The following is a 12,261-nucleotide window of genomic DNA, read 5'->3' on the forward strand; positions in this document are numbered from 1 at the left end:
AAGTCCCGCATAAAAACAGGCCTCTCATCCAGAAGCCAGCACTTTTTTCCAGCTAACCATCTCTTAACAATCCATTCATTTTCCGGGTTGCAAACCAGGTCACATTTAACACGGTTGCACAAAGTTGCAACATGGTGGATATTTCACGCTATCGATAGCACACGACGACAGAACAACAGGAGCTTTGGCATGGGTATGACCACCATGGGGGTTAAGCTGGATGACGCAACCCGCGAACGGATTAAGACCGCAGCAACCCGCATTGACCGCACGCCGCACTGGCTAATCAAGCAGGCGATTTTTAACTACCTCGAAAGACTCGAAAGCGATGAGGGGCTGCCAGAGCTGCCCGCGCTGCTGGCGGGTGCAGCCAATGAAAGTGATGAGGTTTCCGCCGCTGCTGACGAAAACCATCAGCCGTTCCTTGAATTCGCCGAGCAGATCCTGCCTCAGTCGGTCAGTCGCGCCGCCATTACCGGTGCTTACCGTCGTGCCGAAACCGACGCCGTACCGATGCTGCTGGAGCAGGCCCGTCTGCCAGAAGCCATTGCCTCTCAGGCGCACAGCCTGGCGTATCAGCTTGCCGACAAACTGCGTAACCAGAAAAATGCCACCGGCCGCGCCGGAATGGTACAGGGTCTGCTGCAGGAGTTTTCCCTCTCCTCTCAGGAGGGCGTAGCGCTGATGTGTCTGGCGGAAGCGCTGTTGCGTATTCCTGACAAAGCCACCCGTGACGCACTGATCCGCGACAAAATCAGCAACGGTAACTGGCAGTCACACATTGGCCGCAGCCCGTCGCTGTTCGTCAACGCGGCGACATGGGGCCTGCTGTTTACCGGCCGACTGGTCTCGACCCATAACGAAGCCAACCTCTCCCGCTCCCTGAACCGCATCATCGGCAAGAGCGGTGAACCGCTGATCCGCAAAGGCGTGGATATGGCGATGCGCCTGATGGGCGAGCAGTTTGTTACCGGCGAAACCATCGCGGAAGCGCTGGCCAACGCCCGTAAGCTCGAAGATAAAGGTTTCCGCTACTCTTACGACATGCTGGGTGAAGCGGCGCTGACTGCCGCCGACGCGCAGGCTTATATGGTCTCTTACCAGCAGGCGATTCACGCCATTGGTAAAGCGTCAAACGGTCGCGGTATTTATGAAGGCCCGGGGATCTCCATCAAGCTCTCGGCCCTGCATCCGCGCTACAGCCGTGCGCAGTACGACCGGGTGATGGAAGAGCTCTATCCGCGCCTGAAATCCCTGACCCTGCTGGCGCGCCAGTACGACATCGGTATCAACATCGATGCCGAAGAGGCCGACCGCCTGGAGATCTCCCTCGATCTGCTGGAAAAACTGTGCTTCGAGCCGGAGCTGGCAGGCTGGAACGGAATTGGTTTCGTTATCCAGGCGTATCAGAAACGTTGTCCGTTCGTGATTGATTACCTGATTGACCTGGCAAGCCGCAGCCGCCGTCGCCTGATGATCCGCCTGGTAAAAGGCGCCTACTGGGACAGCGAAATTAAACGCGCCCAGATGGAAGGTCTGGAAGGCTATCCGGTCTATACCCGCAAGGTTTACACCGATGTCTCGTACCTTGCCTGCGCGAAAAAACTGCTCGGCGTGCCGAACCTGATTTACCCGCAGTTTGCCACCCATAACGCCCACACTCTGGCGGCCATCTACAGCCTGGCCGGTCAGAACTACTATCCGGGTCAGTATGAGTTCCAGTGCCTGCACGGCATGGGTGAACCGCTGTACGAGCAGGTCACCGGTAAAGTGGCGGATGGCAAACTGAACCGTCCGTGCCGTATTTATGCCCCGGTGGGCACCCATGAAACCCTGCTGGCGTACCTGGTGCGTCGTCTGCTGGAGAACGGGGCGAACACCTCCTTCGTTAACCGTATCGCCGATACCACCCTGCCGCTTGACGAGCTGGTTGCCGATCCGGTGCAGGCGGTTGAGAAGATGGCGGCCCAGGAAGGTCAGATTGGCCTGCCGCATCCGAAGATCCCGCTGCCGCGTGAACTGTACGGCAAAGGTCGCGTGAACTCCGCGGGCCTGGACCTGGCGAACGAACACCGTCTGGCCTCCCTCTCCTCCGCCCTGCTCAACAGCGCGCTGCAGAAATGGCAGGCCAAACCGATTCTGGAGCAGCCCGTCGCTGATGGCGAAATGCAGCCCGTGATTAACCCGGCGGAGCCAAAAGATATCGTCGGCTACGTGCGTGAAGCAACCGAAGCAGAAGTGGATCAGGCGCTGGACAGCGCGGTGAATAACGCACCAATCTGGTTCGCGACGCCGCCGCAAGAGCGTGGCGCCATTCTGGAACGTGCTGCGGTGCTGATGGAAGACCAGATGCAGTCGCTCATCGGGATCCTGGTGCGCGAAGCAGGTAAAACCTTCAGCAACGCCATTGCCGAAGTTCGTGAAGCGGTCGACTTCCTGCACTACTACGCAGGCCAGGTTCGTGATGATTTCGATAACGAAACCCACCGTCCTCTCGGTCCGGTGGTGTGTATCAGTCCGTGGAACTTCCCGCTGGCGATCTTTACCGGCCAGATTGCCGCCGCACTTGCCGCAGGCAACAGCGTGCTGGCAAAACCGGCGGAGCAGACCCCGCTGATTGCCGCTCAGGGTATTAACATTCTGCTGGAAGCAGGCGTGCCTGCGGGTGTCATACAGCTGTTGCCGGGCCGCGGTGAAACGGTCGGGGCGAAACTGACCGCCGATAACCGTGTGCGCGGCGTGATGTTTACCGGCTCGACTGAAGTGGCCTCCCTGCTGCAGCGCAACATCGCCACCCGTCTTGATGCACAGGGGCGTCCAACGCCGCTCATCGCTGAAACCGGCGGCATGAACGCCATGATCGTCGACTCCTCCGCGCTCACCGAGCAGGTGGTGGTCGATGTTCTCGCCTCCGCCTTCGACAGCGCGGGACAGCGCTGTTCCGCCCTGCGCGTGCTGTGTCTGCAGGATGACGTGGCAGACCACACGCTGAAGATGCTGCGCGGCGCGATGGCCGAATGCCGCATGGGTAACCCGGGCCGTCTCACGACCGATATCGGGCCGGTTATCGACGCGGAAGCCAAAGCGAATATCGAAAACCACATTCAGACCATGCGCGCCAAAGGCCGTCCGGTCTTCCAGGCCGTGCGTGAAAACAGCGAGGATGCCCGCGAGTGGCAGACCGGCACCTTTGTGCCGCCAACGCTAATTGAACTGGCCAGCTTCGACGAGCTGAAAAAAGAGGTCTTTGGCCCGGTATTGCACGTGGTGCGCTACAACCGTAACAACCTCAACGAGCTGATTGAACAGATTAACGCCTCCGGCTATGGCCTGACCCTCGGCGTGCATACCCGCATCGATGAGACCATCGCTCAGGTGACCGGCAGCGCTAAAGTAGGCAACCTGTACGTGAACCGTAACATGGTCGGCGCGGTGGTGGGCGTACAGCCGTTCGGCGGTGAAGGTCTGTCAGGTACCGGTCCAAAAGCCGGTGGTCCACTCTACCTGTACCGTCTGCTGGCAAACCGTCCGGACAATGCGCTCGGCGTGACGCTGGCACGTCAGGATGCCGAACGTCCGGTGGACGCGCAGCTGAAGGCCGTGCTGACACAGCCGCTGGAGGCGCTCATCACGTGGGCAGAAACACGCCCGGAACTGCGCGCTGTCGCACAGCAGTATGGCGAACTGGCGCAGGCGGGTACCCAGCGCCTGCTGCCGGGGCCAACCGGTGAGCGCAACACCTGGACGCTGATGCCGCGCGAGCGTGTGCTGTGCGTGGCGGACAACGAGCAGGATGCGCTGGTCCAGCTGGCCGCCGCTGCTGCAACCGGTTGTGAAGTGCTGTGGCCGGAAGATGCACTGCATCGTGACCTAGCGAAACAGCTGCCGAAAGCGGTCTCTGCCCGCATTCATTTTGCGAAGCCCGATGCCCTGCTGACTCAGCCGTTTGATGCCGTTATCTATCACGGTGACTCCGACCAGCTGCGCGAACTGTGCGAGCAGGTGGCGGCCCGCAGCGGTGCGATTGTTTCGGTACAGGGCTTTGCCCGCGGCGAAACCAGCCTGCTGCTGGAACGTCTGTACGTTGAACGCTCGCTCAGCGTGAACACCGCGGCGGCGGGCGGTAACGCGAGCCTGATGACAATCAGTTAATCGTGTAAAATATCCCCGGTGGCACTACGCTTACCGGGGTGACAAAATAACCCAGGGCCGGATAAGCACAGCGCATCCGGCTTTTTTGCATGGAGGGTATGATGAAAAGATATCTGATCGCGGGGGCTGCATTGCTGCTGAGCGCGAACGCGCTGGCAGAAGAGTGCGCAAATGCGACCACCCAGCTTGAAATGAACACCTGTACGGCGCAGCAGTACCAGGCAGCCGATAAAAAACTGAATCAGACGTATCAGGCTGCCATCAAACGCGCAGAAGCCCCACAGCGTGAGCTTCTGAAAAAGGCACAGCAGGCGTGGATTGCCCTGCGCGATGCCGACTGCAACTTTATCGGGTCGGGTACTGAGGGAGGCAGCGTCCAGCCGATGATCATCAGCCAGTGCCTGAGCGAAAAAACCGTTGAGCGTGAAGCGTTTCTTGCCTCACTGATGCAGTGTGAAGAGGGCGATTTAAGCTGCCCTCTTCCGCCGGGAAACTAACGCACGCGGATCCCTTCAATGATCATCTGCTGAACGTTTTCCAGCGTGCTGTGGAAAAACGCCTCATCCTGGAGCGTCTTACCGGTTACCGCTTCAACCTGGGCCGCAAAGTCAGCGTAATGCTGAGTGGAGGCCCAAATCATAAAGATCAGATGATGCGGGTCAACTGGAGCCAGCTTCCCGCCCGCCACCCATCCGGCAATAATGGCCGATTTCTCGTCAACCAGCTGTTTTAAATCCCCGGTCAGTTCCGCCTGCAACAGCGGTGCGCCCTGCAGCATCTCCAGGCAGAACAGCCGTGACGCCTGCGGATAATCACGCGACACCTCCAGCTTCAGGCGAATGTACTCCCTGATCGCCACCAGCGGGGCAAGCTCTTCGCGAAACGCCTTGAGCGGCGCCAGCCAGATATCGAGGATCTGCTGCATCACCGCAATATAAAGCGCTTCTTTCGACGGGTAGTAGTAGAGCAGATTCGTTTTCGACACCCCGGCCTGTTCCGCCACCTGCTCAAGACGCGTGCCATGAATACCAAACTGCGAAAAGGTCTCCAGCGCCGCACCGAGGATGGCCTGCTTCTTCGCACTGACCGCCTGCGAACGTTTACCGGGTGTTTTCACTGCACCTTGTGTCATTCCCGCTCTCCATATTTTGCGTTGCCATCAGCATAGCAAAACCCCTCACCGACCACGACACTCTGCACTCCGATCGCGCATGAATGCCTGTTTTCTGTGCAATGTTTTTGACCATTTAGTCCACATTTGCATACCTCAATTAACCAACCATTGATTAACACATTAATAACAAAGCCATTTTCAAAACTGGCATTGCCTTTGCAAAACCCTTTTTACCTGCAACGTCGTAAAGAGAGGTTCGTGATGAAAATTGGCGTATTTGTACCTATCGGCAACAACGGCTGGCTAATCTCGACCACCGCCCCGCAATACATGCCTACTTTTGAGCTGAATAAAGCTATCGTGCAGAAGGCGGAGCACTACCATTTCGATTTTGCGCTTTCGATGATCAAACTGCGGGGTTTCGGCGGCAAAACCGAATTCTGGGATCACAACCTGGAGTCCTTCACCCTGATGGCCGGGCTGGCAGCCGTCACCTCGCGCATTCAGATCTACGCGACGGCCGCCACCCTCACCCTGCCGCCGGCGATCGTTGCCAGAATGGCCTCCACCATCGACTCCATCTCCGGTGGTCGCTTTGGCGTTAACCTGGTTACGGGCTGGCAAAAACCTGAATATGAGCAGATGGGGATCTGGCCGGGCGACGAGTATTTCTCCCGCCGCTACGACTACCTGACCGAGTATGTGCAGGTGCTGCGCGACCTCTGGGGCACCGGCAAAAGCGACTTCAAAGGTGACTACTTCACCATGAACGACTGCCGCGTCAGCCCGCAGCCTTCCGCCCCGATGAAAGTGATCTGCGCCGGGCAGAGCGACGCAGGAATGGAATTCTCCGCTAAATACGCCGACTTCAACTTCTGCTTTGGCAAAGGCGTGAATACCCCAGCCGCCTTCGCCCCGACCGCGGCACGCATGAAAGAGGCCGCGGACAAAACCGGTCGCGATGTGGGTTCCTATGTCCTGTTTATGGTCATTGCCGACGAAACCGACGACGCCGCCCGCGCGAAATGGGAACGGTATAAGGCGGGCGCGGACGATGAAGCGCTGAGCTGGCTCACCGAACAGAGCCAGAAAGATACCCGTTCCGGCTCGGACACCAACGTCCGTCAGATGGCCGACCCGACCTCAGCAGTCAACATCAACATGGGCACGCTGGTCGGTTCCTATGCCAGCGTCGCCAGAATGCTCGATGAAGTGGCCGCCGTGCCCGGAGCGGAAGGCGTGCTGCTGACCTTCGATGAGTTCCTGACCGGTGTGGAAACATTCGGCGAGCGCATTCAGCCGCTGATGCAGTGCCGCGCCCACATTCCTGCCATCACAAAGGAGGTCGCGTAATGACCACGCTTGCAGCACGTCCGGAAGCCATCACCTTTGCGCCGCACCAAAGCGCCCTGATTGTGGTGGATATGCAAAACGCCTATGCCAGCCAGGGCGGCTATCTGGATCTGGCGGGATTTGACGTCTCCGCCACCCGACCGGTGATTGAGAACATTAAAACCGCAGTCAACGCAGCCCGCGCGGCAGGCATGCTGATCGTCTGGTTCCAGAACGGCTGGGACGATCAATATGTGGAGGCCGGTGGCCCGGGCTCTCCCAATTTCCATAAATCGAACGCCCTGAAAACCATGCGCAAACGGCCCGAACTGCAGGGCACACTGCTGGCGAAAGGCAGCTGGGATTACCAGCTGGTGGATGAGCTGGTGCCAGAGGCAGGCGATATCGTGCTGCCCAAACCGCGCTACAGCGGCTTTTTCAACACCCCGCTCGACAGCCTGCTGCGCAGCCGGGGGATCCGTCATCTGGTCTTTACCGGCATCGCTACCAACGTCTGCGTGGAATCCACCCTGCGCGACGGCTTCTTCCTGGAATATTTTGGCGTGGTGCTGGAAGACGCCACCCATCAGGCCGGGCCGGCGTTTGCGCAGCAAGCGGCCCTGTTCAACATCGAAACCTTTTTTGGCTGGGTCAGTAACGTCGCGGATTTTTGCGACGCTCTGAATCCACCGTTAGCCCGTATTGCCTGAGGAACAAGACCATGCCGAAATCCGTGATTATTCCGCCAGGAACCAGTACCCCGATTGCCCCGTTCGTGCCCGGCACGCTGGCCGATGGTGTGGTGTATGTATCCGGCACGCTGCCGTTTGATCAGCACAATAACGTGGTCTACCCCAACGACCCAAAGGCGCAAACCCGCCACGTGCTGGAGACGATCAAAAAAGTGATCGAAACAGCGGGTGGCACAATGGAGGATGTGACGTTCAACAGTATCTTTATCACCGACTGGAAAAACTACGCCGCGATTAACGACATTTACGCCGAGTTCTTTCCAGGTGATAAACCGGCCCGGTTCTGCATTCAGTGTGGGCTGGTGAAGCCAGATGCGCTGGTTGAAATCGCAACCGTTGCACACATCGCAAAGTGAGGCGGCCATGAAGCTCTCTGTCTCACCTCCCCCTTACGACGGCGCGCCCACGGTTGTCCTGATTGCCGGGCTTGGCGGGGGCGGCAGCTACTGGCTACCGCAGCTTGCCGTCCTGGAGCAAGAGTACCAGGTGGTGTGCTACGACCAGCGCGGGACGGGCAATAATCCCGACGTGCTGCCGGAAGCCTACAGCCTGGCGATGATGGCCGACGAGCTGGCCCGGGCGCTGAATGCCGCCGGGATCGTTCGTTACTGCGTCGTGGGTCATGCGCTGGGGGCGCTGATCGGCCTGCAGCTGGCGCTCGACCACCCCGATGCCCTCAGCGCGCTGGTGTGCGTGAACGGCTGGCTCACTCTGAATGCACATACCCGACGCTGTTTCCAGATCCGCGAACGCCTGCTTCATGCAGGCGGCGCACAGGCATGGGTAGAGGCGCAGCCGCTGTTTCTTTACCCGGCCGACTGGATGGCCGCCCGCGCGCCGCGCCTGGAGGCCGAAGAGGCCCTGGCACTGGCCCACTTCCAGGGCAAAAACAACCTGCTGCACAGGCTGAATGCCCTGAAGAAAGCGGACTTCAGTCGCCATGCGTCACGCATTCACTGCCCGGTACACCTCATCTGCTCCGCCGACGATCTGCTCATCCCTGCGGTCTGTTCCACTGAGCTGCAGGCGGCCATCCCCGGCAGCCACAAGGTGGTGATGCGCCAGGGCGGGCACGCCTGCAACGTCACCGAGCCAGAAACCTTTAATACGCTGCTGCTGAACGGGCTTGCCAGCCTGCTGCACAGCCCTGAACCCGCTTTATAAGGAGCCCTGATGAGCGAAGCGATTACCCCTGGCGCGCTGGCATCACTGTTTACCGGCGCACGCACCCATAACGGCTGGCAGGCGATCCCCGTCAGCGACGAGACGCTGCGCGAGATCTACGACCTGATGAAATGGGGTCCCACGTCCGCCAACTGCTCGCCAGCGCGGATTGTGTTTGTACGAAGTGCAGAGGGAAAAGAAAAACTGCGCCCGGCGCTTTCCAGCGGCAACCTGGAGAAAACCCTTACCGCCCCGGTCACGGCGATTGTCGCCTGGGATAGTGAATTTTATGAACGCCTGCCCGCCCTGTTCCCCCACGGGGATGCGCGGAGCTGGTTTACCTCAAGCCCGGCGCTTGCCGAAGAGACCGCCTTTCGCAACAGCGCGATGCAGGCGGCTTACCTGATTTTCGCCTGTCGGGCGCTGGGGCTCGATACGGGCCCGATGTCAGGCTTTGATCGCCAAAAAGTCGACGACGCGTTTTTCACCGGCACGTCGCTAAAAAGTAATCTGCTTATCAATATTGGCTATGGCGATACCAGCAAACTCTACGGCCGTTTGCCGCGTCTGGCCTTTGAAGACGCATGCGCACTGGCATAAGGAGCCATCATGATGACACCCGATAAACAAACCTTCCGTGATGCCATGGCCTGCGTCGGTGCGGCGGTCAATATCATCACCACCGACGGTCCTGCCGGGATGGCGGGCTTCACCGCCAGCGCGGTGTGCAGCGTAACGGATTCACCGCCCACGCTGCTGGTATGCCTGAACCGTGGCGCATCCGTCTGGCCGACCTTCAGTGAAAACCGCACCCTGTGCGTCAATACCCTGAGCGCTGGACAAGAGCCGCTATCAAACCTGTTTGGGGGGAAAACCCCGATGGACGAGCGCTTCGCCGCCGCGCGCTGGGAGATCGGCGAAACGGGTTGCCCGCGTCTGGAGGAGGCGCTGGCCTCGTTTGACTGCCGTATCAGCCAGGTGGTGAGCGTGGGCACGCACGACATCCTGTTCTGCGACATCGTTTCGATTATTCGCCACCCCGCGCCGCAAGGGCTGGTGTGGTTTGACCGCGGCTATCACGCGCTTATGCGACCCGCCTGTTAACCCTCCTTAAGGAGTCAGCTCATGGCAATGTTCGGTTTTCCCCACTGGCAGTTGAAATCGACCTCTACGGAACCTGGCGTGGTCGCGCCGGATGAAAGGCTCCCGCTCGGGCCAACTTTAGTGATGGGGGTTCAGCACGCGGTCGCGATGTTCGGCGCAACGGTGCTGATGCCCATGCTGATGGGGCTTGATCCCAATCTGTCCATTCTGATGTCGGGTATCGGTACCCTGCTGTTCTTTTTCATCACCGGCGGGCGCGTGCCCAGCTATCTTGGTTCCAGCGCTGCGTTTGTCGGCGTGGTCATCGCCACCACCGGCTTTAACGGTCAGGGCATCAACCCGAATCTGAGCGTCGCGCTCGGCGGCATTATCGCCTGCGGGCTGGTCTACACGCTGATTGGCCTGGTGGTCATGAAGGTCGGGACACGCTGGATAGAGCGGATGATGCCTCCCGTCGTCACCGGGGCAGTGGTAATGGCAATTGGTCTGAACCTTGCGCCAATAGCCGTCAGAAGTGTTTCCGGTTCGCCCTTTGAAAGCTGGATGGCGGTGATCACGGTACTCTGCATTGGCCTGGTGGCGGTGTTTACGCGGGGTATGATCCAGCGACTGTTGATCCTGGTGGGGTTAATCGTTGCCTGTCTGGTGTACGCCCTGCTGGCAAACGTCTTCGGTCTGGGCAAGCCGGTTGATTTTACGCTGCTGCATAACGCCGCCTGGTTCGGCCTGCCGCAGGTGACGTCTCCGGTCTTTAACACGCAGGCGATGATGTTAATCGCGCCGGTTGCGGTGATCCTGGTGGCAGAAAACTTAGGCCATCTGAAAGCCGTTGCGGGTATGACCGGACGCAGCATGGACCCCTACATGGGCCGCGCCTTTGTCGGCGACGGTCTGGCTACCATGCTCTCCGGCTCGGTCGGCGGCAGCGGTGTAACGACCTACGCTGAAAATATTGGCGTGATGGCAGTGACCAAAGTTTACTCCACCCTGGTCTTCGTGGCGGCAGCGGTGATGGCGATGCTCCTCGGGTTCTCACCGAAATTCGGCGCGCTGATCCACACCATTCCCGCGCCGGTGATTGGTGGGGCATCGATTGTGGTATTTGGTCTGATTGCCGTTGCCGGGGCACGCATCTGGGTGCAGCATCGTGTCGATCTGAGCCAGAACAGCAACCTGATTATGGTGGCGGTCACGCTGGTGCTGGGGGCGGGAGATTTTGCCCTGACGCTGGGCGGCTTCACTATTGGTGGGATTGGCACCGCAACCTTTGGCGCAATCCTGCTTAACGCCCTGCTGAGCCGCCGGGAAGCGGCCGCACCGCAGGGCGACGTGGTACATCAGGACTCTTGATTTATCGCAGCGCTGTCACGCTCAGGCAGCGCTTTTTTCTTCCGTTTCAGCTTCAGCTCACTCACCAGCACGCCGGCGACAATAAACGCCGCCCCCACCAGCGCCAGCAGCGGTAAACGCTCTCCGGCGATACGCCCGAAAATGCCCGCCCATACCGGTTCACCGGTATAGATAACCGTCGCACGCGTCGGGGAAACGCTGCGCTGCGCCCAGTTCATGGTGACCTGGATAATGGCGCTAAAGATACCCAGCCCCAGCGCCACCACAACCAGCCCGGTGGACATCGGCGGAACAGACTCCCCTGCCGGCACCATGGTGGCAAAAGCCACCAGCGACGCGGTCGCCAGCTGAACCACGGTGACGCGCTTGACGTCCACTTTGCCAGCCCAGGCGCTGATCAGAATAATTTCCGCGGCAATCGCGATAGCGCCCACCAGCGTAATGATTTCGCCCGGCCCCAGCGCCAGCAGGTTGTTTTCCGGCCCGGCAAGCAAGATAAGGCCAATAAACGCCAGCACGATCCCCGTGCAGGACATCAGACCCGGTATTCTCCCCAGACAGAGCCATTGCAGTAACGGCACCAGCGGCACATACATGGCGGTGATAAACGCCGATTTGCTGCTGGTGATGGTCTGTAATCCCCACGTCTGCAGACTGTAGCCCATGGCAATCGCAACCCCTATGGCCACCCCGGCCTTCAGTTCTTTAAGCGTCAGCCCGCGCAAGGTTTTAAGCGAGAGTAATCCCACGGCAATCGCCGCCGTCGCAAAGCGCAGGCCGACAAAAAAGAACGGACCGCTCAGCGTAACCGCATACTGGACGGCAAGAAAGGTTCCGCCCCAGAACATGGTGATCAGAATGAGAAGGGCTTCCTGAGGTTTGACGGAGAATGTGAAACGGGAGAGAGACATGCGGCACCAGCAAATAAGCATCAATCCTCTAGTGTGCGATGCCTTTGGTTACAGTTCAATGTTGCAGAAATAAAAAACCGCCGGGAGATCCCGGCGGCAGGGTATCAGCCCGGCGTATTACTTATTGCTGCCATGACTGTTTTTGCCCCCTTTTTTGCCAGCTTCTGATGCGCGCTGAGGGTCATTTTTGAAATTCCCCCCGCTAGACTGGCCACCTTTACGACCTGCTTCTGATGCTCTTTCACGGTCTTCAGCGAAATTACCTGAACCACCACGATGGTTTGCCATCTCTAACCTCCAGAGTGTGAAACATTAGACATCATATTGCATTCAGTAAAAGAGGATTCTTTCACCGCGCGGCTGAAGGACAGTGCCTTTATCT

The 12,261-nt window shown here is 59.2% G+C and carries 12 protein-coding genes; 9 read left to right on the plus strand and 3 right to left on the minus strand.

The annotated features are described in order from the left end of the window. Positions 1-189: 189 nt before the first annotated feature. Positions 190-4,152 carry a trifunctional transcriptional regulator/proline dehydrogenase/L-glutamate gamma-semialdehyde dehydrogenase gene (gene putA, locus BJ887_RS21710; RefSeq protein ID WP_121340429.1) on the plus strand — a complete coding sequence of 1,321 codons (3,963 nt, stop codon included), beginning with the start codon at positions 190-192 and terminating at the stop codon, positions 4,150-4,152. A gap of 101 nt (positions 4,153-4,253) precedes the next feature. Next, positions 4,254-4,649: a lysozyme inhibitor LprI family protein gene (locus BJ887_RS21715; RefSeq protein ID WP_121340430.1), complete on the plus strand. Its 396-nt coding sequence runs from the start codon at positions 4,254-4,256 to the stop codon at positions 4,647-4,649. Here the strand turns inward: BJ887_RS21715 and rutR are convergent. Next, the gene (gene rutR / locus BJ887_RS21720; protein ID WP_020884715.1) at positions 4,646-5,284 is read right to left on the minus strand and encodes an HTH-type transcriptional regulator RutR; all 639 of its coding nucleotides are present in this window, start codon (positions 5,282-5,284) and stop codon (positions 4,646-4,648) included. The genes BJ887_RS21715 and rutR overlap by 4 nt on opposite strands. 243 nt (positions 5,285-5,527) lie before the next feature. Between rutR and rutA the strand changes: the two genes are divergently transcribed. The 7 genes from rutA to rutG are packed head-to-tail and all read left to right on the plus strand — an operon-like array spanning position 5,528 to position 10,968. Then, positions 5,528-6,619 (plus strand): pyrimidine utilization protein A, encoded by a 1,092-nt coding sequence (rutA, locus tag BJ887_RS21725; protein WP_025204484.1) that lies wholly within the window; start codon positions 5,528-5,530, stop codon positions 6,617-6,619. Next, positions 6,619-7,308, plus strand: a complete 690-nt coding sequence (rutB, locus tag BJ887_RS21730) for a pyrimidine utilization protein B (RefSeq protein ID WP_020884717.1) — start codon at positions 6,619-6,621, stop codon at positions 7,306-7,308. The genes rutA and rutB overlap by 1 nt, the downstream gene beginning before the upstream one ends. 11 nt (positions 7,309-7,319) lie before the next feature. Further along, on the plus strand, positions 7,320-7,706 hold the full coding sequence (gene rutC / locus BJ887_RS21735; protein WP_020884718.1) for a pyrimidine utilization protein C: 387 nt from the start codon (positions 7,320-7,322) through the stop codon (positions 7,704-7,706). 7 nt (positions 7,707-7,713) lie between these two features. Further along, the gene (gene rutD, locus BJ887_RS21740; protein ID WP_020884719.1) at positions 7,714-8,514 is read left to right on the plus strand and encodes a pyrimidine utilization protein D; all 801 of its coding nucleotides are present in this window, start codon (positions 7,714-7,716) and stop codon (positions 8,512-8,514) included. 9 nt (positions 8,515-8,523) lie between these two features. Further along, entirely contained in the window at positions 8,524-9,114 is a 591-nt protein-coding gene (locus BJ887_RS21745; protein ID WP_025204485.1) for a malonic semialdehyde reductase, read from the plus strand. Between the two features lie 9 nt (positions 9,115-9,123). Next, complete coding sequence (gene rutF, locus BJ887_RS21750; RefSeq protein WP_121340431.1) at positions 9,124-9,618, plus strand: NADH-dependent FMN reductase RutF; 495 nt, start codon at positions 9,124-9,126, stop codon at positions 9,616-9,618. A gap of 21 nt (positions 9,619-9,639) precedes the next feature. Further along, entirely contained in the window at positions 9,640-10,968 is a 1,329-nt protein-coding gene (gene rutG, locus BJ887_RS21755; protein ID WP_020884721.1) for a pyrimidine utilization transport protein G, read from the plus strand. Here rutG and BJ887_RS21760 read toward each other — a convergent pair. Beyond that, positions 10,956-11,879 carry a DMT family transporter gene (locus tag BJ887_RS21760; protein ID WP_041162529.1) on the minus strand — a complete coding sequence of 308 codons (924 nt, stop codon included), beginning with the start codon at positions 11,877-11,879 and terminating at the stop codon, positions 10,956-10,958. The genes rutG and BJ887_RS21760 overlap by 13 nt on opposite strands. A 117-nt stretch (positions 11,880-11,996) precedes the next feature. Further along, positions 11,997-12,167, minus strand: a complete 171-nt coding sequence (locus BJ887_RS21765; RefSeq protein WP_001273664.1) for a general stress protein — start codon at positions 12,165-12,167, stop codon at positions 11,997-11,999. Positions 12,168-12,261 lie beyond the last annotated feature (94 nt).

Source organism: Enterobacter sp. WPR_3_1 (genome assembly GCF_003635055.1).
Lineage (GTDB): Bacteria > Pseudomonadota > Gammaproteobacteria > Enterobacterales > Enterobacteriaceae > Enterobacter > Enterobacter ludwigii.